This is a genomic window from Paraburkholderia sp. Clong3, from assembly GCF_050436485.1.
In the GTDB taxonomy this organism is placed as follows: domain Bacteria; phylum Pseudomonadota; class Gammaproteobacteria; order Burkholderiales; family Burkholderiaceae; genus Paraburkholderia; species Paraburkholderia tuberum.
The window spans coordinates 2,982,654-3,009,595 of the sequence record NZ_JBNDMH010000002.1 but is presented as its reverse complement, the minus strand read 5'-3'; the positions used below and the strand labels follow the sequence as shown (position 1 = coordinate 3,009,595).

Below are 26,942 nucleotides of genomic sequence, written 5' to 3'. Positions count from 1 at the left end.
CCGTGGTCCAGACGCGCGTCCTCGCCGCGAACCTTGCCGGACCGGTCTGCCGACGGGCAACCGAACGCCTCCACGGCGGCGTGACCACGCTGCCGCGCTTTCCAGGATAAAACGCAATGCATGAAAAAAGTTTGAGCGAACTGCGCGCCGCGCTCGCGGCCAAGCAATGCTCCGCAGTCGAACTGGCGCAGCTGTACCTGAAGCGGATCGACGCGGCCAATAGCCTGAACGCGTTCATTCAGGTCGATCCGGAACTGACGCTCGCGCAGGCGAAAGCCGCCGACGCGCTGCTGCACACCGGCCATGCGGGCCCGCTGGTCGGCCTGCCGATCGCGCACAAGGATGTGTTCGTCACGAAGGGCTGGCGCTCCACGGCCGGCTCGAAGATGCTCGCGAACTACGAAAGCCCGTTCGACGCGACCGTGGTCGCGCGTCTGCAGAACGCCGGCATGGTGTGCGTGGGCAAGACCAACATGGACGAGTTCGCGATGGGTTCGTCCAACGAGAATTCGTATTTCGGCGCCGTGCAGAATCCGTGGGACCGCAAGGCCGTGCCGGGCGGTTCGTCGGGCGGCTCGGCTGCCGCCGTGGCCGGGCGTCTCGCGCCCGCCGCGACCGGCACCGACACCGGCGGCTCGATTCGCCAGCCGGCGTCGTTCTCGGGCGTCACCGGCATCAAGCCGACGTACGGCCGGGTGTCGCGCTACGGCATGATCGCGTTCGCGTCGTCGCTCGACCAAGGCGGCCCTTTGGCGCAAAGCGCCGCGGACTGCGCGGCGCTGCTCAACGCGATGGCCGGCTTCGACGAGCGCGACTCGACGAGCCTCTCGCACGAGCACGAGGACTACACGCGCTATCTCGGCAAGTCGTGGCAGGACGGCGGCACGGACAAGCCGCTCGCCGGTCTGCGCATCGGCCTGCCGAAGGAGTATTTCGGCCCCGGTCTCGCCGACGACGTGCGCGCGTCGATCGACACCGCCTTGAAGCACTACGAAGCGCTCGGCGCGACGCTCGTCGAGGTGTCGCTGCCGAAGACCGAACTGTCGATCCCGGTCTACTACGTGATCGCGCCGGCCGAAGCATCGTCGAACCTGTCGCGTTTCGATGGCGTGCGGTTTGGCCATCGCGCGGCCGGGTACCGCGATCTGCTCGACATGTACAAGAAGTCGCGCGCCGAAGGCTTCGGCCCGGAAGTGAAGCGCCGCATTCTGGTCGGCACCTACGTGCTGTCGCACGGCTACTACGACGCGTACTACCTGCAGGCGCAGAAGATCCGCCGCATCATCGCGCAGGACTTCCAGCAAGCGTTCAAGCAGTGCGACGTGATCATGGGACCGGTCGCGCCGTCGGTGGCGTGGGACATCGGCGCGAAGGGCGACGATCCGGTGCAGATGTATCTGGCCGACATCTATACGCTGTCGGTGAGCCTCGCCGGCCTGCCGGGCATGAGCGTGCCGTGCGGTTTCGGCGCGGGCGCGAATGCGCAGCGTCCGGTCGGTCTGCAGATCATCGGCAACTATTTCAACGAAGCCCGGATGCTGCAGGTGGCCGGCGCGTTCCAGCGCGCGACCGACTGGCACCGTCAGGCACCGGCAGGAGTGTGAGCACCATGACCAAACAATGGGAAGTCGTGATCGGTCTGGAGACCCACACGCAGTTGTCGACGCATTCGAAAATCTTCTCGGGCACCGCGACGCAATTCGGCGCCGCGCCGAACACGCAGGCGAGCCCCGTCGATCTGGCCTTGCCCGGCACGCTGCCGGTGATGAACCGCGGCGCGGTCGAACGCGCCATTCAGTTCGGCCTCGCGATCGGCGCAACGGTGGCGCCGCGCAGCATCTTCGCGCGCAAGAATTATTTCTACCCGGACCTGCCGAAGGGCTACCAGATCAGCCAGTACGAAATTCCCGTCGTGCAGGGCGGTCAGGTGACGATCCAGGTGCCGGCCAATGAAAAGGCGGGCAAGGAAGCGTACGAGAAAACCATCAACCTGACGCGCGCCCACCTCGAGGAAGACGCGGGCAAGTCGCTGCACGAAGACTTCGCGGGCATGACCGGCATCGACCTGAATCGCGCCGGCACGCCGCTGCTCGAAATCGTCACCGAGCCGGAAATGCGCAGCGCGGCCGAGGCCGTTGCCTACGCGAAGTCGCTGCACACGCTCGTCGTGTGGCTCGGCATCTGCGACGGCAACATGCAGGAAGGCTCGTTCCGCTGCGACGCGAACGTGTCGGTGCGTCCGGTCGGCCAGAAGGAATTCGGCACGCGCACCGAGACCAAGAACCTGAACTCGTTCCGCTTCCTCGAAGAAGCGATCCAGTACGAAGTGCGTCGCCAGATCGAACTGATCGAAGACGGCGGCACGGTGGTGCAGGAAACGCGTCTGTACGATCCGGACAAGCGCGAGACGCGTTCGATGCGCAGCAAGGAAGACGCGCATGACTACCGCTATTTCCCCGACCCCGACCTGATGCCGCTCGTGATCGACGCCGCGTGGGTCGAGCGCGTGAAGAGCGAGATGCCGGAACTGCCGGAAGCGATCCAGCGGCGCTTCGTGTCGCAGTACGGACTCACGCCGTACGACGCGAACGTGCTGACCTCGAGCAAGGCGACGGCCGCTTACTACGAAGCGGTGGTCGCCAAGTTCGGTGCGGCCAACGCGAAGGTCGCGGCGAACTGGGTGATGGGTGAAGTGTCGTCGCAGCTCAATCGCGAAGGCCTCGACATTGCCGCGTGCCCGGTCTCGGCCGCGCAGCTCGCGCTGGTTCTGCAACGTATTGCCGACGGTACGATCTCGAACAAGATCGCGAAGGAAATCTTCCTCGCGATCTGGGAAGAGAAGGCCACCGACGAAGCCGCCGCCGATCGCATCATCGAGGCGAAAGGCTTGACGCAGATTTCGGACACCGGCGCGCTCGAAGCGATCATCGACGAAGTGCTCGCCGCGAACCAGAAGTCGGTCGACGAATATCGCGCCGGCAAGGAAAAGGCGTTCAACGCGCTGATCGGCCAGGCGATGAAAGCAACCAAGGGTAAGGCCAACCCTGCTCAGGTCAATGAATTGCTCAAGAAGAAGTTGTCCTGAGTTGAAGTGCCGCGGGCCGGGCGTGATCGCGCCCGTGTCACCACGGGCCGTTGCCGGATCGAAGCAGGGCAACGGCCCGTTTTATTTTGCGGACCCGCTTCAGCCGGTTAAGCGTAGGCAAGCGTAGACCTTGGAGTGTATGCATGACAAAGCAACCCGATCTCGACGATTTCCGCGTGCCGTATTTCGACGACGGCAAGAAAAAAAACCACTTCTCGCTCGACCATTTCGATCCGAAGGCGAAGCCGTTTTCGAGCGGCTCGAAAGACGCTGACCGCGCGCGTCTGTCGGAAGTAGGCCTGCTGCTCGACAACCTGCAGGAGCGGTTGCACGCGCAGCGCACGCGCCGCGTTCTGCTAGTGCTGCAAGGCATGGACACGAGCGGCAAGGACGGCACGATCCGCGCGGTATTTCACGAAGTCGATCCGCTCGGCTTGCGCATCGTGCCGTTCAAGGCGCCGACGCCCGTCGAACTCGCGCACGACTTCCTGTGGCGCGTGCATTCGCAGGCACCCGCGGCCGGCGAGCTGACGATCTTCAACCGCAGTCACTACGAAGACCTGCTCGTGCCGACCGTGCTGGGCGCGCTCGACGCCGCGGCGTTCCAGCAGCGGTGCCGCCACATCCGTCAGTTCGAGGAGATGCTCGCCGACAGCGGCGCGACGATTCTCAAGTGCATGCTGCACATTTCAAGGGACGAGCAGCGTGTGCGTTTGCAGGAGCGCATCGACGATCCGCTGAAGCACTGGAAATTCGACGTGTCGGATCTCGAAGCGCGCAAGCAGTGGGACGCTTATCAGTCCGCGTATCGCGACACACTGGCCGCGACGTCGACCGAATACGCGCCGTGGTACGTGATTCCGGCCGAGTCGAAGACGCATCGCAACGTGATGGTCGCCGAACTGCTGCTGCGCACGCTCGACGCGCTGAAGCTCGAATATCCGCCGGCCAAGGAATCGCTGAAGGGCGTCAAGGTCGAGTGAACGCGGCCTTGCCCCTTGGCTTCAGAAACGAATCGAACAAAAGAGGAAAGACATGTTGCGTGTGATTACCGCCAACCTCAACGGCATCCGCTCGGCGGCGAAGAAGGGCTTTTTCGACTGGTTCGGCGAACAGGGCGCCGACGTGCTTTGCGTGCAGGAAATCAAATGCTCGCAGGATGATATGACGCCGGAGTTCATGGCGCCGCATGATTTCACCGGCTATTTCCAGCATGCGGTAAAAAAGGGTTATAGCGGCGCGGGCGTCTATACGCGTCATGAGCCGGACGAAGTGGTCATCGGCTTCGGCAGCGAGGAGTTCGACCCGGAAGGGCGCTACGTCGAGCTGCGTTTCGGCAAGCTGTCGGTGGTCTCGGTGTATGTGCCGTCGGGGTCGAGCGGCGACGAGCGCCAGCAGGCCAAGTTCCGTTTCATGGACGAGTTCATGCCGCATCTCGCCGAACTGGCGAAGGAGCGCGAGGTGATCGTGTGCGGCGACGTGAACATCGTGCACAAGGAAATCGACATCAAGAACTGGAAGAGCAACCAGAAGAATTCGGGCTGCCTGCCCGAAGAGCGCGCATGGCTCGACAAACTGTTCGACGAAGTCGGTTATGTGGACGTGTTCCGCACGCTCGACCAGCGGCCCGAGCAGTACACGTGGTGGAGCAATCGCGGTCAGGCGTATGCGAAGAACGTCGGGTGGCGGATCGATTACCAGATCGCGACGCCGGGCATCGCAAGCAAGGCGAAGCGCACCGACGTGTTCCGCGACATCAAGTTCAGCGACCATGCGCCGCTGACCGTCGACTACGACCATAAGGTCAAGATCAAGAAGTAAGCAAGGCGCGGCGCTTGAGCGCGCCGCTCTCCGACAGCACCGATATCAGTCGCGCGCAGGCTTGCGGGTCGGCCGACCGATGCCTGCATAATCGGGCAACTCGTCGACGCTCTTGCCGATTGCCTTCGCGTACAGCGGCAGCATGTCCGGCAGCCGCTTGATGATGTCGTCGCGGCGCGCCGGCGTGTACGGGTGCACGTAGATGAAGCCCTGGCCGCGACTGCCGCGCGTCGCCTGCGCGAGCTTATCCCACAGCGTGACCGCCGCGCGCGGATCGAAGCCGGCGCGCGACGCGATATCGCTGCCAATCACGTCGGCTTCGGTTTCGTCGGTGCTCTCGTACTTCATTTCCAGCAGACGCGAACCGATGCCGAGCGGCGCCATGCCCAGATCGGCGAGGCCGAACAGTTGCGGAATCGTGCCGGACGAATCGAGCTGGCTCGCCTGCAACTGACCGAGCCGCATGCGCGCGTGCTCGCGCAACGCGTGCGCGATCTCATGGCCGATCAGCATGCCGACCTCGTTGTCGTTCAGGCGGACGCGATCGAGAATCCCGCTATAGACGACGATCTTGCCGCCCGGCAGGCAGTACATGCGGATGTCGTTCGAGCGCACCACCGCGACTTCCCACTTCCAGAGCCTGGCTCGCTCGTTCCATTTCAACGAGTACGGAATCATCCGGTTGATGATCGAGCGCACGCGCGTCACGCGCGCGTCCGTCTCGCCGTACAGGCGGTTCGCGTGGCTGGCGCCGTAGACGATCTGGCTGAACTCCTCGGCGGCCTGCGCCTCGAGTATCGACGACGGGATCAGGTTGCGGAACACCATGTAGCCGCCGTAGCGCAGTTGCGGGCTCACGTAGTAGGGCGGCGGGACGGCCGCGGGGGGCGATGCCGCGGCGGGCGCTTTGGCGGTGGCGGGAGGGGGCGCGGGCTGCGGCGCGGAGCCGGAGGTAGCGGCGCCCGGAGCGCTACCGCTAGCGCTGGGCGTGCCCGGGGCACCGGCGTTGGCGCCGGTGCTGTTATTCGCGCCAGGATTGGCACCGCTGGCGCTGTTGTTGCCGCTGTTGCCGGCTGCAGCCGAAGTCGCGTTTTCCGCGGCGCTGGCGCCGCTGGTCGCGGACCTGGCCGCAGGCATCGGGGCCGGGTTGGGCGTCGCACCGCTGGTGGTCGCGGCGGCCGGCGCGCGCGCTTGCGCGCCGCTCACCGGGCTGGCGCCAGTCGCCGGCGTGCCGGCCGCATAGGCGCCCGCCGGCATCGCCAGCGCGACGCTCGCGCAACCGAGGACGCTTACGGCGCCGAGTGCGGCGCGGCGCGCGCGGGTCGGAATCGGTACCTTCACGACCGGTCCCTCCACGGCGCGATACGCACCAGCAGCAGCATGCCGGGCACCGCGAGCGCGGTGCAGAGGATGAAGTAGTTGAACCAGCCCATCCGCGCGACCACATAGCCGCTCGCCGCCGACGCGAGCGTGCGCGGCACCGACGCGAGGCTCGTGAACAGCGCGAACTGCGTCGCGGTGTAGCGCGGATCGGTGGTGCTCGCGATAAACGCGGTGAATGCGGCCATCGTGAGACCGGTGGCGAAGGTCTCGAAGCCGTACACGAGCGCGAGCGCGACCGAGCGTGGATCGAGCTGCACGCTCCAGTCGATGCCGACCAACGACAGCAGCTTCGTCGTCCCCTGGCTCAGTGCGACGGCAATGTTGTAAATCGCGGCAAGTCCGGGCGAATCCGGCCCGAGATGCGCGAGCCACGCGAAGCCGAGCGTCGACACCATCTGCAGCAAACCGAAGATCCACAAGCCGCGGCCGATGCCGATCTTCATCAGCCAGATCCCGCCGACGATGCCGCCCGCGAGACTCGCGCCGAACGCCGTGGTCTTGGCGATCACGCCGATCTGCGTGCGCGAAAAGCCGATGTCGAGGAAGAACGACGTGGACAGCGTGGTCGCCATCGTATCGCCGAGCTTGTAAAGGAAGATGAAGCCGAGCACGAAAAGGGCAGCGCGCCAGCCGTCGCGCTGAATGAATTCCCTGAACGGCTCGACGATCGCCTCGCGCAGATTCTTCGGCGGCTCGCCGTGCACCTCGGGCTCGCGCACCACCAGCGTCATCAGAACGCCCGGCAGCATGAACGCGGCCGTCACGATGAAGACGGTGCTCCACGGCAGATGATCGGACAAAATCAGCGCGAGCGAACCGGGCACGAGCGCCGCGATCTTGTACGCGTTCACGTGCACCGCGTTGCCGAGGCCCTGCTGCGTGTCGCTGAGCAATTCACGCCGGTACGCGTCGATCACGATGTCGGAGCTCGCGCCGAAGAACGCGACCAGAGCGGTCAGCGCGGCGACGGTCCAGATCGATTCGCGTGGCGACACGAAACCGAGCGTCGCCATCGCGCCGGCCACGAGCAATTGCGTGACGAGCATCCAGCCGCGCCGTCTGCCGGGCCGCCAACCGGGCACGCGCGGTACGTAGCGGTCCATCAGCGGTGCCCAGACGAATTTCCAGGTGTACGGAAACTGGATCAGCGCGAAGAGGCCGATTTCCTTCAGATTGACGCCTTCCGAGCGCAGCCACGCCTGCACGAGGTAGACGAGCGTAAACAGCGGCAATCCCGACGTGAAGCCGAGAAAGACGCAAATCAGCATGCGCGTATTCAAAAACGCGCGCCAGCCGGGATGTTCTTCGTGAGCGGTAAGTGCGGGCGCCTCGTGCGGCGGGTTCGACATGTGGATAAGTGACGTTAGCTTTTCTTGACGCGATAGACCGCAAGACTACCACGCCAGTTCACGCCCCAACGCACCACCTGTCCGTCATGCAGCACGACGCGATCGAGAATCTCGATGCCGACCTCGGGCGCGAGCGCTTCGAAGTCCTTGATCGTCAGCACACGCACGTTCGGCGTGTTGTGCCATTGATAAGGCAGCGACTTCGACACCGGCATACGCCCCTGCAACACCGACAGCCGATGCGCCCAATAGCCGAAATTCGGAAACGACACGATGCATTGCTTGCCGACGCGCACCGTCTCGCGCAGGATCGCCGCGGTCTGATGAATCGTCTGCAGCGTCTGCGACAGCACCGCGAAATCGAAGCTGCCGTCTTCGAACAGGCGCAGGCCGTCTTCGAGATTCTGCTGGATCACGTTGACGCCCTTCTGCGTCGCGGCGAGCACGCCGGCGTCGTTGATCTCGATGCCGTAGCCCTGCACGTCCAGTTCTTCGTTCAGCAGCGACAGCAGCGAGCCGTCCGCGCAGCCGAGATCGAGCACGGTCGCGCGCGGTTCGACCCAGCGGGCGATCGCGCGGAAGTCCGGGCGCAATGCCAGGTAATCAAGTGCTCGCTGGTTCATGCGTTAACCTCGTTTGCAATGCGTTCGTAGTAGGCGCGCAGCAGGTTGTGATAGCGCGCATCGTCGAGCAGGAAGGCGTCGTGGCCGTGCGGCGCGTCGATCTCCGCATAGGTGACCGTGCGCTTGTGGTCGAGCAGCGCCTTCACCAGTTCGCGCGAGCGTGCCGGCGCGAAACGCCAGTCGGTCGAGAAGCTCGCGATCAGATACTTCGCGGTGGTGTGCGCCAGCGCGGCGGTCAGATCGCCGTCGAAGGCCTTGGCCGGATCGAAGTAGTCGAGCGCGCGCGTGATCAGCAGGTAGGTGTTCGCGTCGAAGTAGTCGGCGAACTTGTCGCCCTGATAGCGCAGATACGATTCCACTTCGAACTCGACGTCGAAGCTGAAGTTGTAGTCATCGAGCGCGCCTTCCGCGCGACGCAGCGAGCGGCCGAATTTTTCGGCCATGTCGTCGTCCGACAAATACGTGATGTGGCCGATCATCCGCGCGACGCGCAGGCCGCGCTTCGGTTTCACGCCGTGCGCGTAGTAGTTGCCGCCGTGGAAGTCGGGGTCCGACAGGATCGCCGAGCGTGCGACCTCGTTGAACGCGATGTTCTGCGCGGACAGTTTCGGCGTCGATGCGACCACGATGCAATGCGCGACCCGCTCCGGATACATCATGCTCCACGCGAGCGCCTGCATGCCGCCGAGACTGCCGCCCATCACGGCGGCGAAGCGCGTGATGCCGAACGCGTCGGCGACGCGCGCCTGAGCGTTGACCCAGTCTTCGACGGTGACGACCGGAAAGGTCGCGCCATACGGCTTGCCGGTCGCGGGGTCGATGCTCATCGGCCCGGTCGAGCCGAAGCACGAGCCGAGGTTGTTCACGCCGATCACGAAAAACCTGTCGGTATCGAGCGGCTTGCCCGGGCCGACCATGTTGTCCCACCAGCCGATGTCCTTCGGATTGTCGGCGTACACGCCCGCCACGTGATGCGATGCGTTCAGCGCGTGGCACACGAGCACCGCATTGCTGCGCGCGGCATTGAGCGTGCCGTAGGTCTCGACCATCAGGTCGTAGCCTGCGAGCGAGCTGCCGTTGCGTAATGGCAGCGGCTCGGTGAAATGCATTTTTTGGGGAGCGACGATGCCGATGGATTCCATTCATTCCGCCATTGAGTCAACAGGGCGGCTAAACGGCGTCGGCGAAGCACGAAGAGAAGGACGATGTGCGAAGCTGACGACCTCTTTAGCCGCATTTATAGTGAACCGCGGGCCTGGGGCCAAGGGTTCGCGCGCCCGCAATCGAGTCAGCAAATCGGCGCGTGAAGGGGTGTGAAACCGGGTGCAACGTGCTTCGGGATGCCTTGGCGCGGTCCCTTATGCATCGGAAGGCCGCGGCAACATCAGGCGCAAAGTATAGCGGAAAATTCCGCGCGGCAGCGGCACGGGCGATGCCGCGCGAAGGGGGCGAGTCCTCGCGGACTACTGAAGAATCAGCAGCAGTTGCTCGTCCGCGTGTTCGGCGGGCGGCCGCGCGAAACCGCTGCGCACATAGCGATGCCAGCGGCCGATCACGTAGCTCACCACCAGGCTCGCGCGAATTGCAGGATCGTAGTCGGCAGGCAACGCAGCGGATTGCGGTGCGGTCTGCGGGCCGGCGTTGCCTGTGACGTCGTTATTCGCACGGGCAAGCGCTTCGGTCTGCGCCAGCCGCAAGCACTGCTTCAGCGATGCCTCGACGCGCTCGAGCATCTGGTTCACGCGCTCGGTGAGTCGCTCGTGCTCGCCGATCAGCGCCTCGCAGGTCAGCACGCGCGTCATGCCGGGATTTTTCGCGGGAAAGTTGAGCAGCATCAGCGCGATCGCGCGCGCCTGCAGCACGCCGTTGTTTTCGTGATTGGTGATCTGGTTGATGAGGCCGAACAGCGTCTGCTCGATGAACTCGATCAGCCCTTCGAACATCTGCGCCTTGCTGGCGAAATGGCGATACAGCGCGGCTTCCGACACACCTAGCCGGGCGGCGAGCGCGGCCGTGGTGACCTTCTCGCGCTTCGGCGCCTCGAGCATGCTGGCAAGCGTCTGCAGGATGTGCACGCGACGCTCGCCCGGCTTCGGACGCGGCGAGCGTGTGGCGGCCGGCGCCGCGGGGGAGGCTGCGGCTGAGGTTTCGTCAGGCTTGTCGATCGGCTGCATGGCTGTGGTCCCCCGGCTGATGTCGTTGGCGGCTTTCGTCCCTACTGTCCCGGCGTGCGTCCCTTCCATCGAACCGAGCGCGTGCCCGGTCGTAGCGATTTTAGCGAACGAATGCTGCGGTCGACATAATGCGGCCGGCCGGTGCCCGGCAGGCGCGTCGGTACACCGTCCGCGCGCGGCTTGCGCGCCAGGTGCCCGGTGATCCACACGGTGCGGATGCCGAGCCGTCGATAGTTTTTCAGGTGCGAACGCGTGTCCTCGACGAGGATCGCGTCTTTCAGCGACACGTGCGCGTCGCGCATCGCGCGGCGCAGCATCGCGTGATCGGGCTTCGCGCGCCATTGGCGGCGATCGCGCATGTGCTCGATCGCGATCACGCGCTCGAATAGCCGCTCGATGCGCAACTCGGCGAGCACCGCGCGCGCGTAGGTTTCGGGCGCGTTGGTCAGCACGATCTTGCGGCCCGGCAGCGCCGCGATCAGACGCGCGACGCCGCGCTCGTGACGGATCATCGAGCAGAGGTCGGGGAACGTGTGCACGACCTTCAGGAAGTCGTGCGCGTCGAGCGGATGGTGGCGCGTGAGACCGAGCAGTGCTGCGCCGTAGCGCAGCGTGTAGCCGGTGCGCAGACGGTTGGCTTCGTCGATGTCGACTTGCAGCGCGTCGATGATGTACTGGGTCATGCCGCGATTGATCGCGGGGAAAATGGCATGTGACGCGCGGTGCAGCGTGTTGTCGAGATCGAACAGCCAGACGGGCTTGCCGCCTGCGAGGTCAGGACGGCGGCGCCGCGAAGTGGGGGTGCGCATGGTGAATTTCTTCAGCCGCTGACGGGCGTTTCATGCTGCGGATGCGCAGAGATTGCTGCATCAACGCTCGGGGGCGCGCATGGACTGCCGGCCGCGAGGTGGGGCACAGGCGTCGCGCCGTTCGGACGCAACCCCTGTGCCGGGGATGCCGCAACGATCAATGCGAGCGGATCATCGTGCCGAACGGCTGTTCGGTCAGAATTTCGAGCAGCACCGAGTGCTCGATGCGGCCGTCGATGATGTGCACCGAGCGCACGCCGCTCTTCGCCGCATCGAGCGCGGACGAGATCTTCGGCAGCATGCCGCCGGAGATCGTGCCGTCTTCGAACAGACCGTCGATTTCGCGCGCCGACAGGTCGGTCAGCAGATTGCCTTCCTTGTCCATCACGCCGGGGATGTTGGTCATCATGACGAGCTTTTCGGCGTTCAGCACGACCGCCAGCTTGCCCGCGACGAGATCCGCGTTGATGTTGTACGACAGGCCGTCTTCGCCGCAGCCGATCGGCGAGATGACCGGAATGAACGCGTCGTCCTGCAACGCCTTCACGACCGCCGGGTTGATCGACTCGACTTCGCCGACCTGGCCGATGTCGACGTACTGGCCCGGAGTTTCGCGATCGGGCATCAGCATCTTGCGCGCGTGGATCAGGCCGCCATCCTTGCCGGTCAGGCCGACCGCGTGGCCGCCGAAGTGGTTGATCAGCATCACGATGTCCTGCTGCACCTCGCCCCCGAGCACCCATTCGACGACTTCCATCGTCTCTTCGTCGGTGACGCGCATGCCCTGGATGAACGTGCCCTGTTTGCCGATTTTCTTAAGCGCCTGGTCGATTTGCGGACCGCCGCCGTGCACGATGACCGGGTTGATGCCGACCAGTTTCAGCAGAATCACGTCGCGCGCGAAGCCCTGCTTCAGACGCTCTTCGGTCATGGCGTTGCCGCCGTATTTGATGACCACGGTCTTACCGTGATACTGACGGATGTAAGGCAGCGCCTCGGCCAGAATTTCGGCTTTCAGGGTGGGCGCAATCTGCGAGAGGTCGGGAAGCTCGGACATGGCGGCAGGCTCGGGCACGGAACAGTTGAAACAGCGCGAATTGTACAGGACTGGCGCGCTGCAACAGGGTTTTCGGCCGCGGCGCGAGCGACGGGCGGTGCAGGCTTGGCGTACCGCACCATGACGCGCCGCGGGGGTGGCGAACAGCAAGCGTAACGCACTTGCGTGACGGCTGTGCATTGGCCGAACGGACGACTGCACCTGAGCGTGTCAGTCATGGCATCATGGCTTGATCAATGTCCCCGGCCCTGAGCGCCGATCTGCGATGAAATCGTCTTCCCCCCGCTCCGAACGCAGCGCACGCTGTCCGCGCTGCGGCAATGCTTTCGACTGCGGCATGCAGACTGAGCCGTCCAACTGCTGGTGCCGCGCGCTGCCGCCGCTACCGGTCGAGCGGTTAAAGCCAGGCGGCCGGTGTCTGTGCCCGGAGTGTCTGGCCGCGGAGATTGCACAGGCGACACACGCGGCGAGTGAGCATGAGCGGCCGTGATGGTCGGATTTGCCCCGGGGCCGATCAGAAACCGCCGGCGCGCGGCGATGCTGCGCCACCCGCGCCCGCAGATCGCGCACAATCGCTTCCAGCGCCGGCTCCCATTCGCCGAACCGCGGCTGCCGATCCGCGGCGATCGCGTCGGCGTGTCGGCTGGCCATCTGCAGCGTGTAGCCGGCGCGGAATTGTGCGACGGCGTTTTCCGGGTCGAGTGGGGCAATAATGGCGGGCGTCGCCGAGCGGGTGCAGTTTGGCCGCGGCGGCGAAGCAACGGGCTTTCATCTGCCGCGGCGCCACTGGCTCGGGCCGCGGCGGCGTAACGGGTAGACTAGGGTCATGCACCGTATAACCAACACCGGCCGCGTCAATCTCGGTCATCTGTTCTGGCTGCGCAGCCTCGCGATCATCGGTCAGCTGCTGACGATCGCGTTCGTGCAGATCTTCCTCGGCGCCAATCTGCCGTTGCCCGCGATGCTGCTCGTGATCGGGCTCGAAGTGCTGTTCAACGCGCTCACGTGGTGGCGCGTGTTGCAGCAGCGTCCCGAGTCCAACCTCGAGCTGTTCGGGCAGATCTGGGTCGATCTCGGAGCGTTGTCGGCGCTGCTGTTCCTGTCCGGCGGCACCACCAACCCGTTCGTGTCGCTGTACCTGCCATCGCTTGCGATCGCGGCGGCCGTGCTGCCGTGGTATCTGATGGCCTGGCTCGCGGCGTTCGCGGTCGCCTGCTACGCGATGCTCAGTTTCGATTCCGTGCCGCTCAATCTCGAGAATCCCGCCAACCTGTTCGACTACTACCGCTCGGGCATGTGGGTCAACTTCATGGTCAGCGTGGGGCTGATTGCGTGGTTCGTCGCGCGCATGTCCCGAGCGCTGCGGCTACGTGACGCAGCGCTTGGAGAAGCGCAGCAGCGCTTGCTCCACGACGAACGGGCGGTCGCGCTCGGCGTGCAGGCGGCCACCGTGGCCCACGAAATCGGCACCCCTCTGTCTACAATCGCGATGTTGTCCGAAGAATTGCGCGACGCGGCGCGGACCGACGCGGGACTCGCCCCCTACCGCGCCGATCTCGAACTGCTCGAGCAGCAGATGATGTTGTGCACGTCGGCGCTCGCGCGGTTGCGCAGCCGCGCAACGACCACGACGAACCGCCAGCCGGTCGACGAATGGCTCGAATCATTTGCCGGGCAATGGCGCCTGCGCCATCCTCACGTGAAGTTCGAGCGGCTTGGCACACCGCCCGCCGATGTCAGTCTCAACGACACGGTGGCCGTCAGCCAGATACTGACGATCCTGCTCGACAACGCCGCGCGCGCGAGCCGCGATCACGTGACACTGTCCTGCGTGCTCGCGCCACGCGGCGACCAGATCGTGTTCGAAGTGTGCGACCACGGTCCGGGCATTCCGGCCGCGCTGCGCGGCTCGCTCGGCGCGATGCCGGTGGAGAGCACGCAGGGCGGTCACGGCGTCGGCCTGTATCTGGCGTTTTCGGCGGCGGCGCGTCTGAAGGGATCGATCGAGCTGACCGACGCCAACGGCGGACGGCCGCGCGGCACGCGTGCGGTGCTGCGACTACCGCTCGCCGCGCGCAAGATTTCCGGAGCGAGCCCACATGGCGCCGCGCCATCCAACACGGAGAAACAGGCATGAGCGAGAAGAATTTTCTGGTGATCGACGACGACGAAGTGTTCTCCGGCATCCTCGCGCGCGGCTTGACGCGGCGCGGCTACACGGTGACCGAAGCACACAACGCGGACGAGGCGATCCGGCTCGCGAATCAGCAGAAGTTCAGCGAGATCACCGTGGACCTGCATCTCGGCAACGACTCCGGCCTGACGCTCGTCGCGCCGTTACGCGATCTGCAGCCCGATGCGCGCATGCTCGTGCTGACCGGCTACGCGAGCATCGCCACCGCGGTGCAGGCGGTCAAGGACGGCGCCGACAACTATCTCGCAAAGCCCGCCAACGTCGAGACGATCCTGTCGGCGCTGCAAAGCGAGGCGAGCGCGTTGCAGGCCGAGGAGGCGATCGAGCATCCGCAGCCGCTGTCGGTGGCGCGGCTCGAATGGGAGCATATCCAGCGTGTGCTCGCAGAACACAACGGCAATATCTCGGCGACCGCGCGCGCGTTGAACATGCATCGGCGCACGTTGCAGCGCAAGTTGGCGAAGCGGCCGGTGAAGCAGTAGGCGGCGATCTTCTGGCGCGGCGTTGGCTGTTCGAGGCGCCGTCGCGGGAAGGGCGGCACAAAACAAAACGGGCTGCCTATGCGAAGGCAGCCCGTTTTTCATGCATCAGCGCTTCGCGCTGCCACCGCGCATGTCAAAGCACGTAGCGCGACAGATCCTCGTCTTCGGCGATTTCGTTCAACGCGCTATCGACATACGCCGCGTCGATCTGCACTGCATGGCCCGAATGATTGCCGGCCGAGAACGACACTTCTTCGAGCAGTTTTTCAATCACCGTATAAAGACGCCGCGCGCCGATGTTCTCGGTCTTCTCGTTGACCGAGTACGCGATCTCGGCGAGACGGCGGATGCCGTCGTCGGCGAATTCGAGGTGCACGTCTTCGGTCGCGAGCAGGGCCTGGTATTGCTTGACGAGGCTCGCGTCCGTCGACACGAGGATCGATTCGAAGTCGTTGACCGACAGCGAATCGAGCTCGACGCGAATCGGGAAGCGTCCCTGCAGCTCGGGAATCAGATCGCTCGGCTTCGCGAGATGAAACGCGCCGCTCGCGATGAACAGGATGTGATCGGTCTTCACCATGCCGTACTTGGTGTTGATCGTCGTGCCTTCGACGAGCGGCAGCAGATCGCGCTGCACACCCTGACGGGACACTTCACCGCCGCCCGCTTCGTTGCGCGACGCGATCTTGTCGATTTCGTCGAGGAACACGATGCCGTTCTGCTCGACGTTCTGCACCGCCTTGCTCTTCACCTCTTCGTCGTTCAGCATCTTGCCGGCTTCTTCGTCGGTGAGCACCTTCAGCGCTTCCTTGACCTTCATCTTGCGGCGCATCTTCTTGCCGCCGCCGATGTTGGCGAACATCGAGCGGATCTGCTCGGTCATGTCTTCCATGCCCGGCGGCCCCATGATGTCCATGCCGACCTGCGGCTGCTCGACGTCGAGCTCGATTTCCTTGTCGTCGAGCTGGCCTTCGCGCAGGCGCTTGCGGAACGTTTGACGCGTCGTGCTGCCTTCATCGGCGGTGTCGGTCGAGCTCGAGCTCGAACCGAAGCCGACCGGCCGTGCGGTTGGCAGCAGGATGTCGAGGATGCGGTCTTCGGCCAGATCGCCGGCCTTGGTCCGCACCTTGCGCATTTCGGTTTCGCGGGTCTGCTTGACCGAAATTTCGATCAGGTCGCGCACGATACTGTCGACGTCGCGGCCCACGTAGCCGACTTCGGTGAATTTGGTCGCTTCGATCTTGATGAACGGCGCGTCCGCGAGTTTCGCGAGACGCCGCGCGATTTCGGTCTTGCCGACGCCGGTCGGTCCGATCATCAGGATGTTCTTCGGCGTGATTTCCTGGCGCAGCGGTTCGTCGACCTGCTGACGGCGCCAGCGGTTGCGCAGCGCGACCGCCACGGCCTTCTTCGCGCGGCCTTGGCCGATGATGTGTTTGTCGAGTTCGGAGACGATCTCGGCGGGGGTCATGGTGCTCATCGATGGGTCCTTACTCGATCGTCTCAATGACGCGGTTATGGTTCGTGTAGATGCACATGTCGCCGGCGATTTCCAGCGACTTCTCCACGATGTCGCGCGGCGACAGCTCGGTGTTGTCGGCAAGCGCCTTCGCGGCCGCCTGCGCGTACGCACCGCCCGAGCCGATCGCACAGATGCCGCCTTCGGGATCGAGCACGTCGCCGTTGCCGGTGATGACGAGCGTGGTGGTCGCGTCCGCGGCGATCAGCATCGCCTCGAGACGACGCAGCATGCGGTCGGTGCGCCAGTCTTTCGCGAGCTCCACGGCCGCGCGGGTCAGATTGCCCTGATGTTTTTCCAGCTTCGCCTCGAAGCGGTCGAGCAGCGAGAAGGCATCCGCCGTGCCGCCGGCGAAGCCGACCAGCACCTTGCCGTTGTAGATGCGCCGGACCTTCTTCGCGCCGCCTTTCATGACGATGTTGCCGAGCGTGACCTGGCCGTCGCCGCCGAGCGCCACCTTGTTGCCGCGGCGCACGGAAACGATCGTCGTGCCGTGAAATTGCTCCATATGCGTTCCTCTTTGCAAAACGGGTAGGAGGCGGCAGCGCTGTGCGCTACCGCATGAATCCAGTCAGCGGACGGCGCGCTGGCTGGCGCGCTCGTGAGCGCATGTCGGATCTATTTTAGGGCGCGCGCGGTCATATCAAGATCCGCCGGAAGGCCTAGGACGAAAAACCGAAAATCCGCTCAGGGAGCCTGAGAAACGAGGCGGGAAGGGACGGCGGGGCGGGACGGAGGGCGGAGCACGCGCGGATGTCGCGCAAAAAGAAAAGGCGCACGGTTCACCGTGCGCCTCTCGACGAAGCAGCGTTTTCAGGGCGCTAAGCCGAAGCCGCGCCGCAGATAATCAGTCGCCGAACAGCTTCTGGCGCAGTTCGCGGCGCTCCTGGGCTTCGAGCGACAGCGTAGCCGTGGGCCGCGCGAGCAGACGCGGAATGCCGATCGGCTCGCCGGTTTCCTCGCACCAGCCATAGTCGCCCGCCTCGATTCGCGCGATCGATTGCTGCACCTTCTTCAGCAGCTTGCGTTCGCGGTCGCGCGTGCGCAGTTCGAGCGCATGCTCTTCCTCGATCGTGGCGCGATCGGCCGGGTCCGGCACGATGACCGTTTCGCGCAGGTTCTCGGTCGTCTGGCCGGCATTGCGGAGAATGTCCGCCTGCAACTGTTCGAGCCTGTTCTTGAAGAAGGCGAGCTGATCCGCATTCATGTAATCCTTGTCGCTCATCTTCAGGATTTCGGCTTCGGTCAAGAGTCGTTTCGTCGTCATCTGGCTTACTTCTTCAATGTGAGGCAAAACTCATAGGGCCCGCACTTTCGTATTGTCCGCAAACGCGTCGCGCGGACGCGCAGCGCAGGGTGGCCACGAACGTTGGACTGTCGTGACGCCGAAGCGCCTGGCGCCCACACACCGGGCGTTGCTAGCTACGCCGCTGCGGGGCCGAACTCCTCTGGAAACCGATTCACACATGCTCCTGAGGCATCGCTCGCCGACGAGCGCGTGCCCTTTCAGGCCGTGCCCGCCGGCGTTTTCGGCGTGTCTCCGGACAAGATTTTCCGGCGCCGTTCCAGGCCCGTCGCGGGATACGCGCGACCGGGCAATTCGTTGTCATTCTCCAGTGGGCACGTATTGTAACTGAATCACAATACGGCACCGCAACTGCTGAAAGCCGGCCTGCGGCGCTGCGATATCCCGAAAATATAACGCGCAGAAAGCCAAAAAGCGATGGTCGTGCACGCTTTAATACAGCAGGGTTTTCACGCGTTTTTCATATGGCCTGGATTCGAAAGGCCTCGGCGCCGCGGCGTCGCAGTTTCAGCAGAGGATTCACGCCCGCGCGGTCGGCGGCGGGCGTCTCACCGCACTAGAAGTAGCACGGCGCATGCCGCGCTGCGCGCGGCGTGTCGTGGGCTTGCTCCGAGGCTTGCTTGCGCGACGGCGCTGCGCCCGCTCAGGCGAGGCAGGCGTCGAGACCGTCGGTGATCAGATCGCGCGGCAGTTCGATGCCGATGAACACCATCTTGTTGGTCTTCTTCTCGGCCGGTTGCCATTTCGCGGCGAGGTCGCTGCCCATCATTTGATGCACGCCCTGGAACACGACCTTGCGATCGACGCCCTTCATGTACAGCACGCCCTTGTAGCGCAGCAGGTGCTCGCCATAGATCTGCAGGATGCCGCCGAGGAAGTCTTCGAGCTTGTTCGGATCGAACGGACGATCGCTGCGGTACACGAACGACTTGATCTTGTCGTCGTGATGCGCATGGTGGTGATGTCCGTGATCATGGCCTTCGTGATCGCAATGGCCATGGTCGTGATCGCAATTGGCGTGATCGTCGTCATGGTCGCCGTGCGTGTGACCGTGCTCGTCGTGCGCGTGCGCGTGGCTATGCGCGTGTTCGTCTTCGCTCAGGAAGTCCGGATCGATTTCGAGCTTCGAGTTCAGGTTGAAGCCGCGCAGATCGAAAATTTCCTTGATGTCCGCCTCGCCGAAATTGACGACCTTGATTGCCGCCTTCGGGTTCATGTGCAGCAGACGGTGGCGCAGATCGCCCACGTGCCGCTCGTCGACGAGATCGGCCTTCGTGATGAACAGCCGGTCCGCGAAACCGACCTGGCGCTGCACCACTTCGTGCTCGTCGAGCTGATGGTTCGCGTGCTTCGCGTCGACCAGCGTGATGATCGCGTCGAGCAGGAATTCGCTCGCGATCTGGTCGTCCATGAAGAAGGTTTGCGCGACCGGGCCCGGATTCGCGAGGCCGGTGGTTTCGATCACGACGCGGTCGAAGTCCACTTCGCCCGCCTGCTTCTTCGCGGCCAGCTCGTTGAGCACGCGCGACAGGTCGCCGCGAATCGTGCAGCAGATGCAGCCGTTGCTCATCTGGATGATCTGCTCGCTCGTGTCCTGCACGAGGATCTCGTTGTCGATGTTCTCTTCGCCGAACTCGTTCTCGATGACGGCGATCTTCATGCCGTGCTTTTCGTTCAGGATGCGCTTGAGCAGGGTGGTTTTGCCGCTGCCGAGAAAGCCGGTCAGGATGGTGACTGGAATCATGTGGGTCGCCTGTAAGTCGTGAAACGGTGCGTGATCGGACGCTAGCGCGCAAGGCTAGCCAGATGCGTTAGGCGGGTCGCCGCAGCCAGATGGCGCGGACCCTGTCCGGCCGGTCATTGAAACATATTTGCCAGGCGGGCGCAGGGGCGGCCGCCCTGCGGCCGGCTGATGGCCGCCTGCGCGGAGGCGGGCCGCTCCTGCCGCCGCCACGCGCAATCATCGGGAAAATAAGGGCGATCAGGCGATTTGCAACAGCAGCCCCTTCAGATACTCGCCTTCGGGGAACGCAGTGAGCAGCGGATGATCGACGCCCGCGCCAAGGCGCTTCAGGATGCGTGCGTCGACGCGTGCGTCGGCGGCCGCGCCCGACACGATCTTCTGGAACAGCTCGGGATCGATCGCGCCCGAGCACGAGTACGTGAACAGCAAACCGCCCGGGCGCAGCAGCTTCAGGCCCGTCAGATTGATGTCCTTGTACGCGCGCGAGGCGCGGTCCACGTGCTCGCGCGATGGCGCGAATTTCGGCGGATCGAGCACGATCAGGTCGAAGCGTTCGCCTTCGTCGTAGAGGCGCCGCAATGTCTTGAACGCGTCGGCGTCGAGCCAGCTCGCGCGGTCGGCGTCGAAGCCGTTGGCCGCGACGTTCTGCTGCGCGAGCGCGAGCGCTTCACCCGACGAATCGACCGACACCACGCGCTTTGCGCCACCCCTGAGCGCCGCGAGCGAAAAGCCGCCGGTGTAGCAGAAGCAGTTCAGCACGTCGCGATCTTTCGCGAACTGCTGCACGAGCAGGCGGTTATCGCGCTGGTCGACATAGAAGCCGGTCTTGTGGCCGTTGCGCACGTCGACGTGATAGCGCACGCCGTTTTCGCTCGCGATCAGCTTCTCGGAAGGCGGCTCGCCCGCGAGCACGCCGGTGATCTGCTCGAGCCCTTCCTTCTGACGGATCGACACGTCCGAGCGCTCGTAGACGTTCGGGCAGCCGGTCGCGCCGACCAGCGCCGCGACGATCGCGTCCTTCCACGCTTCGACGCCGGCCGCCATGAACTGACAGACGATCTGGCTGCGCTGATCCGCGTCCTCGGCGACGTAGTAATCGACGATCAGGCCCGGCAGACCGTCCGCCTCACCGAAGATCAGCCGCACGGCGCCGGTGTCGCGCACCATCGCCTGACGATGCGCGAACGCGCGCTGCACGCGGCGCTTGAAGAACGCGTGATCGATCGGCTCGGCTTCGTCGAAGCTCCAGACGCGCGCGCGGATCTGCGAGTGCGGGCTGTAGGCGGCGCGGGCGAGAAAGCGGCCATCGTGCGCGCGCACGAGCACGGTCGCACCGGGCGCGGGGCGGCCGTCGACGTGCTCGATCGCATTGGCATAAACCCACGGATGGCGGCGCAGCAGCGATTTTTCTTTCGACGGTTTGAGCGTAACGGTATTCATCAGGTGTAGGTAAAGTGCAAGCGAAGGCGGCGCGTCGTGGCGCGCGGCGTCAGTCGCGTGATCAGTTGCGTTTCTTTGCGCGAGGATGCGCGCTGTCGTAGACGTGGGCGAGGTGCTGGAAATCGAGGCCCGTATAAACCTGCGTCGCGGTGATGCTCGCGTGGCCGAGCAGCTCCTGCACGGCGCGCAGGTCGCCGCTCGACTGCAGCACGTGCGTCGCGAACGAATGGCGCAGCACGTGCGGATGCACGTTGGCCGGAATGCCGGCGGCGAGCGCCGCGCGCTTCACGCGCTCGCGCACGACGTTCGGCGACAGCCGGTTGCCGCGCGCCGACAGGAACAGCGGATGCGGATCGTGGCGGACCATCGGTTCGCGCACCGCGAGCCATGCGTTCAGCGCCGCGACCGCCTTGCTGCCCACCGGCACGACGCGGCGCCGATTGCCTTTGCCGAGCACTTCGACTTCGCCGGAATCGAGTTTCAGCCAGCCGGCCGAGCGATAGCCGTCGACGTCGGCGAAACGCACGTCGAGGCCGACCAGTTCGGCGAGGCGCAAGCCCGACGAGTAAAACAGCTCGAGCATCGCGTGATCGCGCAGGCCTTCGGGCGAGTCGGCGGCCGGGCTGTCCATCAGGCGCGCGGTGTCGTCGACGGAAAGCGCCTTCGGCAGCATTTTCGCCTGCTTCGGCGCGCGCACCGCGGCGACCGGATTGGCCGGCAACTCGACGTGGCCCGCGAGCCAGCGATAAAACGCCCGCCATGCCGACAGCCGATGGCCGATCGACCGCGCGGTGAGACCGCCTGCATGCGCGCGCGCGACGGCGCCGCGGATGTCGACGGCGGTGAGGCTTTCGAGCGCTCGGCCTTTGGCGAGCTGCTTCAGTTCCGCGAGCTCATGCGTGTAGCCGCGCAGCGTGTGCGCCGACAGCCGCCGCTCGTGCTCGAGATGCGACAGGTAGGCGGCGATCGGGTCGGCGGCGGTCACGGTACGCGGTGACGTTGCGTGGTGCGCGGCTCAGCGCGGCAGCAGCCGGCTCAGCGCGGCGCTCGCGAGCGCGCCGATCTGCGTGAGGAAATCGGTGGCCATGCCTTCGTGGAAGCGCCGCGGGTCGGATGAGCCCATCACGAGCAGGCCGAACGTCGGCGCGTCTTCGACACCTTCGGGGTCGCGCAGCGCGAGCAGCGCGATCGATTCGGTGCTCTGCGCCGTCCCGTTCGAGGCGACGCCGAGGTCGTCGGTCGCGCTCGTTGCCGCGCTTGCCGCCGGGTTGGTCGTCCCGTTGGACGCGACCGCAGCTTGCGCGAGCCATTGCGCGGCCTCGAAGCCGGTGTTTGCGCCGCAGTACGGCGTGCTCAGGCTGCCCGCGAAAATGCGCACTTCCTCGCTGACGTGGCGCGCGAAGTCCGCTTGCGCATACGGCTCGGCGACGTCCCACACGCGCAGTGCCGCTTGCGGCACGTCGAAGATGTCGCGCAGACCGCCGGCGATCGTGCGCGGCAGCGCGTAGGGATCGCGCTCGGCCATCACGCGGATGGTCCAGCGGTTGAATTTCGACGCGATGCTGTCGTTCTCGTGACCGTAGCGCAGCAGTTCGGCAAGACGCCGCTCCAGATGCTTGTTCTTGTCGCGCAGCATCTCCATCTGCCGCTCCTGCAGCGACACCGCGGCTTTGCCGTGCGGGTTCGCGAGCCGGATCGTCGCGAGCGCTTCCGCGTGTTCGACGAAGAATTCGGGATTGGCGAGCAGGTATTCGGCGACTTCGCGATCGTTCATGGTTTCGGCTAGAGGACTACGGGACGGCCACCTCACGGCGGCGCGTCGGTCAATGAGTTAGACGGAGGGCGCCATGTCGGCCGGGCTGGACGGATTGTGCTGCGACGAGTGCGACGAGGCGCTCGACGCCTCTTCGGCCAACTCGATCTCCCCTTCGAAGACGGTGGCCGCGGGGCCGGCCATCAGCAGCGGCGCGCCTGGGTGCGCGCTGTCCCACGTGATGGTCAGATCGCCGCCGTGCGTATGTACGAGCACCGGCGAATCCAGCCGCCCGCGCCGGATGCCGGCCGCGACCGCCGCGCACGCGCCGGTGCCGCACGCGAGCGTTTCGCCCGCGCCGCGTTCGTAGACGCGCAGCCTGATCTCGTTGCGGTTGACGATCTGCATGAAGCCCGCGTTGACCCGCTGCGGGAAGCGCGTGTGCCGCTCGATGGCCGGACCTTCGGCGAGCACCGGGAACACCTCGGCATCGTCGACGACCTGCACGGCGTGCGGATTGCCCATCGACACCACTGACATCCAGCGCGTCGTGCCGTTCACGTCGAGCGGCCAGAGCGTATCCGCGCCTTCGCGGCGGCCTTGCAGACCCTTGGTCGCGAACGGCACGAGTTCGGGATCGAACACGGGCGTGCCCATGTCGACGATCACTTCGCCGTTGTCCTGCATCGTCAGCGTGATCGTGCCTTTCTGGACCTGCACGCGCACGCTGCGTTGGTCGGTGAGACCGCGCTCGCGCACGAACTTGACGAAGCAGCGCGCGCCGTTGCCGCAGTGTTCGACCTCGCCGCCGTCGCAATTGAAGATGCGATATCTGAAATCGACGCCTTCGACGGTCGGCTTTTCGACCAGCAGCAACTGGTCGGCGCCGACGCCGAAATGGCGGTTCGCCAACGCGCGCACCTGCGCCGTGGTTAGATCAACCGGTTGGGTATAGCCGTCGAGTACGACGAAGTCGTTGCCCGCGCCGTGCATTTTGGTGAATTTGAGCTTCACGTTTTCCGTGTATCCGTTGCTGCGTAGGGCTTCGCGCGTGCGGGCGGAGCCGAAAATCCCGGCCTCACCGGCCGTTGGGTGAATCGCCCATTGGAGCCGTGCCCGGCCAATAGCAGATGATACACGTTGGCACATCGGAAACGGTACGGCAGGCAAGGAGCCCAGCCCCACCTTCAATACACCCCCGGCACCCCCGGCGGGCGTGTCTTGAACCGCTTGTGCACCCAGTAATACTGCTCGGGCATCAGCGGAATCTGCTCTTCGAGAAACTCGTTCATGCGTCGCGCATCAGCGTCATCGTCGCCGGTCGGATAGTCGTCCCAAGGTTTGAAGACCTTGAGCCGGTAGCCCTTGTAGTTCGGCAGCACCTCGCCGATGAACGGTACGACCTGCGCGTGCCCGACCTTGGCGAGACGGCCGACCGCGGTCAGCGTGCAGGTCGGCACGCCGAAGAACGGCACGAACGTCGAATTGCGCGCGCCGTAGTCCATGTCCGCGCCGAGCATCACCGGTTTGCGTTCGCGCAGCCAGCGCAGCACGACGCGCGCGCTGTCCGCGCGGCTCGCCATGTCCGCGCCGAAACGCGCGCGCGCTGCTTTCGCGGCTTCCTCGAACTCCTGATTCGACATTGGCTGATAGAGGGAGCCGCACTGGCGCTTCAGCGAGTAGTTCAGAAAAATCGAACCGGCCTCGATGCCGACAAAATGAAAGCCGAGAAACAATGTGGGCGGCAGGTTCGGGTCCGTCAGGTCGATCGCGCTGTCGAGCTGGATCAGCTTTTCGAGCTTATTCGCCGAGCCGAACCACTGCACGCTGCGCTCGAGATAGCTGCGGATCGCATGACGGAAGTGCTTTTGCGCGACGTCCTCGCGGCGCTCGTCGCTCCAGTCGGGGAAGCACAGCTTCAGATTCGTATGAACGATGCGCTTGCGACGGCTCGGGATCTGGTAGAGCAGCCAGCCGAGCCCGTCACCGAGACGAGCGACCAATCCGTAAGGCAACAGCGCAAAGAGTTTGAGCAGCCCGATCGCGAGCTTCGCGCCGTAGCGGCTCAGCATGCAGCCTCCAGGCGCGCGGCGCCGCAGGGGGCGAAATTGTGGAAAGCGGAAAAATTGACGTGATACCGCACTCGTTTCGACTCTGTGACATTCAAAGGAAGTCGCTATAATAAGGGCTTCGCCGAGTTAATAGACAACTTGCGGGGCGAAGCCGGCGGGTGCGGTCCATGGGTTTTCATGGGTTATGCGTCCATCGGTCAGGTAATCCGCTAAAGCGTCGCCGCTTCAGACTCCCGAAGTCGGCTACGTGGAACGCAACCGTAACCACTAACAGGAGTCTGCAACGTGGCAAACGACTATCTCTTCACTTCCGAATCCGTTTCCGAAGGCCATCCCGACAAAGTCGCGGACCAGATCTCGGACGCGATCCTCGACGCCATCCTCGCTCAAGACAAGTACTCGCGTGTCGCGGCCGAAACGCTGTGCAACACGGGTCTCGTCGTGCTGGCCGGTGAAATCACCACCACCGCGAACGTCGACTACATCCAGATCGCGCGCAACACGATCAAGCGCATCGGCTACGACAACACCGACTACGGCATCGACTACCGCGGCTGCGCGGTGCTCGTCGCCTACGACAAGCAGTCGCCGGACATCGCCCAGGGCGTGGACCGCGCGCACGACAACAACCTCGATCAAGGCGCGGGCGACCAGGGCCTGATGTTCGGTTACGCGTGCGAGGAAACGCCGGAACTGATGCCGCTGCCGATCCACCTGTCGCACCGCCTCGTCGAGCGTCAGGCGAATCTGCGCCGCGACGGCCGTCTGCCCTGGCTGCGTCCGGATGCGAAGTCGCAGGTCACCGTGCGTTACGTTGACGGCAAGCCGCATGCGATCGACACCGTCGTACTGTCCACCCAGCATTCGCCGGACATCGAGCTCGACACGCTGCGCGAAGCGGTGATCGAGGAAGTGATCAAGCCGACGCTGCCGGCCGAGCTGATCAAGGGTGAGATCAAGTTCCTCGTGAACCCGACCGGTCGTTTCGTGATCGGCGGTCCGCAGGGCGATTGCGGTCTGACGGGCCGCAAGATCATCGTCGATACGTACGGCGGCGCGGCGCCGCACGGCGGCGGCGCATTCTCGGGCAAGGATCCGTCGAAGGTGGACCGCTCGGCAGCGTACGCCGGCCGTTACGTCGCCAAGAACATCGTGGCCGCGGGCCTCGCGTCGCGCTGCCTGATCCAGGTGTCGTACGCGATCGGCGTCGCCCAGCCGACCTCGGTGATGGTCAACACGTTCGGCACCGGCCGCGTGTCGGATGCGACGATCACGGAACTCGTGCGTCAGCATTTCGACTTGCGTCCGAAGGGCATCATCCAGATGCTCGACCTGCTGCGCCCGGTCTACGAGAAGAGCGCGGCGTATGGTCATTTCGGCCGCGAAGAGCCGGAATTCACGTGGGAAGCCACCGACAAGGCGCTCGCACTCGCCGAAGCGGCAGGCACTGAGCCGGTCGCGGCGCTTGCCGAATAAGGGCGAGCCGATCGCCGCTTGAAAGCAAACAAACCCCGCCGGCGTGAGCCGGCGGGGTTTTTCTTTGGTGCGCCAGGCATGGCGCGCAGCGCCGTGAAAGGCGCTATCTGGATCGCTGTGGTGGCGAACTGGATGACTTGGGGGTGAGAGTCCCCTACACACCCGGCAAGGGGAAGTGTTAGCGGACGGCAAGGGTGTCCATCGTGAGGTGGAATCTGAAGGAAGGCGAAGGCAAAGCGCTGGCCTGACGAACAGGAAGCGGATATTAGGCGGTATGGCGGGGTGAGCAGGCCAAAATCTGTAAAGCCCGATACTTGCACGGAACGCCATGACGTAGATCCGACAGGCATAAGCGTGAAGGTCGCGCGTATTACCCTGGGAGATCTGCCATCCTGTCTTGTGCTACTGGCATCGAGAGGTGTCGGAATGGGGTGGCAGAAGTCAGCAGAGGTCGTAGTAGCCGTTGAAACCGGAGCGGCGAAGGGCCAAACCTGTCACGAGTGGCAAGTCACGCGTGATCTCTGCGTATCTGGGCAGAAGCCTCGGCCATGCCGGGGGCCTGCAGTCATGCTGGAGGGGCCGGAAGCCCCGAGAGAGGCTGAGGTGTCCATCGGATGCCAGGCGACACGACGCACGAAACAAGCTCACGCCGACG

24 protein-coding genes are annotated in these 26,942 nt (G+C 64.8%); 8 read left to right on the top strand and 16 right to left on the bottom strand.

The features are described 5' to 3' along the window. The first annotated feature begins 116 nt into the window (after window positions 1–116). From gatA to OKW30_RS18020, 4 genes are all read left to right on the top strand, one after another. Window positions 117–1,604 (top strand): Asp-tRNA(Asn)/Glu-tRNA(Gln) amidotransferase subunit GatA, encoded by a 1,488-nt coding sequence (gene gatA, locus OKW30_RS18035; protein ID WP_429347282.1) that lies wholly within the window; start codon window positions 117–119, stop codon window positions 1,602–1,604. A 5-nt stretch (window positions 1,605–1,609) separates the two neighbouring features. Next, window positions 1,610–3,085 (top strand): Asp-tRNA(Asn)/Glu-tRNA(Gln) amidotransferase subunit GatB, encoded by a 1,476-nt coding sequence (gene gatB, locus OKW30_RS18030; protein ID WP_429347281.1) that lies wholly within the window; start codon window positions 1,610–1,612, stop codon window positions 3,083–3,085. A 143-nt stretch (window positions 3,086–3,228) separates the two neighbouring features. Beyond that, the gene (locus OKW30_RS18025) at window positions 3,229–4,068 is read left to right on the top strand and encodes a PPK2 family polyphosphate kinase (protein WP_184068985.1); all 840 of its coding nucleotides are present in this window, start codon (window positions 3,229–3,231) and stop codon (window positions 4,066–4,068) included. Window positions 4,069–4,120: 52 nt separating this feature from the next. Beyond that, window positions 4,121–4,906, top strand: coding sequence for an exodeoxyribonuclease III (locus OKW30_RS18020; RefSeq protein ID WP_184025852.1), 786 nt, complete (start codon window positions 4,121–4,123; stop codon window positions 4,904–4,906). Between the two features lie 45 nt (window positions 4,907–4,951). Here the strand turns inward: OKW30_RS18020 and OKW30_RS18015 are convergent, their stop codons facing one another. From OKW30_RS18015 to argB, 7 genes are all read right to left on the bottom strand, one after another. Continuing rightward, on the bottom strand, window positions 4,952–6,247 hold the full coding sequence (locus tag OKW30_RS18015) for a M48 family metallopeptidase (RefSeq protein WP_429347280.1): 1,296 nt from the start codon (window positions 6,245–6,247) through the stop codon (window positions 4,952–4,954). Next, the gene (locus OKW30_RS18010) at window positions 6,244–7,638 is read right to left on the bottom strand and encodes an AmpG family muropeptide MFS transporter (RefSeq protein WP_429347279.1); all 1,395 of its coding nucleotides are present in this window, start codon (window positions 7,636–7,638) and stop codon (window positions 6,244–6,246) included. The genes OKW30_RS18015 and OKW30_RS18010 overlap by 4 nt, the downstream gene beginning before the upstream one ends. Window positions 7,639–7,652: 14 nt before the next feature. Next, complete coding sequence (gene metW / locus OKW30_RS18005; protein WP_090802214.1) at window positions 7,653–8,261, bottom strand: methionine biosynthesis protein MetW; 609 nt, start codon at window positions 8,259–8,261, stop codon at window positions 7,653–7,655. After that, window positions 8,258–9,403, bottom strand: coding sequence for a homoserine O-succinyltransferase MetX (metX, locus tag OKW30_RS18000; protein ID WP_184068976.1), 1,146 nt, complete (start codon window positions 9,401–9,403; stop codon window positions 8,258–8,260). The genes metW and metX overlap by 4 nt, the downstream gene beginning before the upstream one ends. A 321-nt stretch (window positions 9,404–9,724) precedes the next feature. After that, window positions 9,725–10,435, bottom strand: coding sequence for a nucleoid occlusion factor SlmA (gene slmA / locus OKW30_RS17995; protein WP_184068973.1), 711 nt, complete (start codon window positions 10,433–10,435; stop codon window positions 9,725–9,727). Between the two features lie 41 nt (window positions 10,436–10,476). Next, complete coding sequence (locus tag OKW30_RS17990; protein WP_184068970.1) at window positions 10,477–11,244, bottom strand: pyrimidine 5'-nucleotidase; 768 nt, start codon at window positions 11,242–11,244, stop codon at window positions 10,477–10,479. 157 nt (window positions 11,245–11,401) lie between these two features. After that, a complete protein-coding gene (gene argB / locus OKW30_RS17985; RefSeq protein ID WP_184068966.1) occupies window positions 11,402–12,301 on the bottom strand; it encodes an acetylglutamate kinase in 900 nt (299 codons plus the stop codon). A 265-nt stretch (window positions 12,302–12,566) separates the two neighbouring features. On the opposite strand from argB, the gene OKW30_RS17980 reads away from it, so the two are divergent. The 3 genes from OKW30_RS17980 to OKW30_RS17970 all read left to right on the top strand — a co-directional run bounded on the left by OKW30_RS17980 (window position 12,567) and on the right by OKW30_RS17970 (window position 14,977). After that, on the top strand, window positions 12,567–12,791 hold the full coding sequence (locus tag OKW30_RS17980; RefSeq protein WP_184068962.1) for a cysteine-rich CWC family protein: 225 nt from the start codon (window positions 12,567–12,569) through the stop codon (window positions 12,789–12,791). A 336-nt stretch (window positions 12,792–13,127) separates the two neighbouring features. Next, a complete protein-coding gene (locus OKW30_RS17975; protein ID WP_184068959.1) occupies window positions 13,128–14,438 on the top strand; it encodes an ATP-binding protein in 1,311 nt (436 codons plus the stop codon). Next, entirely contained in the window at window positions 14,435–14,977 is a 543-nt protein-coding gene (locus OKW30_RS17970) for a response regulator transcription factor (RefSeq protein ID WP_184025882.1), read from the top strand. Before OKW30_RS17975 ends, OKW30_RS17970 begins: the two co-directional genes overlap by 4 nt. Window positions 14,978–15,110: 133 nt before the next feature. Here OKW30_RS17970 and hslU read toward each other — a convergent pair whose 3' ends face one another. The 9 genes from hslU to OKW30_RS17925 all read right to left on the bottom strand — a co-directional run bounded on the left by hslU (window position 15,111) and on the right by OKW30_RS17925 (window position 24,811). Beyond that, window positions 15,111–16,457: an ATP-dependent protease ATPase subunit HslU gene (gene hslU, locus OKW30_RS17965; RefSeq protein ID WP_090802203.1), complete on the bottom strand. Its 1,347-nt coding sequence runs from the start codon at window positions 16,455–16,457 to the stop codon at window positions 15,111–15,113. A 10-nt stretch (window positions 16,458–16,467) separates the two neighbouring features. After that, complete coding sequence (gene hslV / locus OKW30_RS17960) at window positions 16,468–17,004, bottom strand: ATP-dependent protease subunit HslV (RefSeq protein ID WP_184051150.1); 537 nt, start codon at window positions 17,002–17,004, stop codon at window positions 16,468–16,470. A gap of 339 nt (window positions 17,005–17,343) precedes the next feature. Further along, complete coding sequence (dksA, locus tag OKW30_RS17955) at window positions 17,344–17,763, bottom strand: RNA polymerase-binding protein DksA (protein WP_090802202.1); 420 nt, start codon at window positions 17,761–17,763, stop codon at window positions 17,344–17,346. Window positions 17,764–18,445: 682 nt separating this feature from the next. Then, window positions 18,446–19,546: a CobW family GTP-binding protein gene (locus OKW30_RS17950; RefSeq protein WP_429347278.1), complete on the bottom strand. Its 1,101-nt coding sequence runs from the start codon at window positions 19,544–19,546 to the stop codon at window positions 18,446–18,448. A 237-nt stretch (window positions 19,547–19,783) separates the two neighbouring features. Then, complete coding sequence (locus tag OKW30_RS17945; RefSeq protein WP_184068949.1) at window positions 19,784–20,986, bottom strand: class I SAM-dependent rRNA methyltransferase; 1,203 nt, start codon at window positions 20,984–20,986, stop codon at window positions 19,784–19,786. A 61-nt stretch (window positions 20,987–21,047) separates the two neighbouring features. Further along, window positions 21,048–21,971 (bottom strand): tyrosine recombinase XerC, encoded by a 924-nt coding sequence (xerC, locus tag OKW30_RS17940; RefSeq protein WP_184068947.1) that lies wholly within the window; start codon window positions 21,969–21,971, stop codon window positions 21,048–21,050. 30 nt (window positions 21,972–22,001) lie between these two features. After that, window positions 22,002–22,760: a DUF484 family protein gene (locus OKW30_RS17935; RefSeq protein ID WP_429347277.1), complete on the bottom strand. Its 759-nt coding sequence runs from the start codon at window positions 22,758–22,760 to the stop codon at window positions 22,002–22,004. A gap of 57 nt (window positions 22,761–22,817) precedes the next feature. Next, a complete protein-coding gene (gene dapF, locus OKW30_RS17930; protein ID WP_429347276.1) occupies window positions 22,818–23,753 on the bottom strand; it encodes a diaminopimelate epimerase in 936 nt (311 codons plus the stop codon). A gap of 173 nt (window positions 23,754–23,926) precedes the next feature. Beyond that, window positions 23,927–24,811 carry a lipid A biosynthesis lauroyl acyltransferase gene (locus OKW30_RS17925; protein ID WP_429347275.1) on the bottom strand — a complete coding sequence of 295 codons (885 nt, stop codon included), beginning with the start codon at window positions 24,809–24,811 and terminating at the stop codon, window positions 23,927–23,929. Window positions 24,812–25,096: 285 nt separating this feature from the next. Between OKW30_RS17925 and metK the strand changes: the two genes are divergently transcribed. Beyond that, window positions 25,097–26,287: a methionine adenosyltransferase gene (metK, locus tag OKW30_RS17920; protein ID WP_184068878.1), complete on the top strand. Its 1,191-nt coding sequence runs from the start codon at window positions 25,097–25,099 to the stop codon at window positions 26,285–26,287. Window positions 26,288–26,942: the final 655 nt, after the last annotated feature.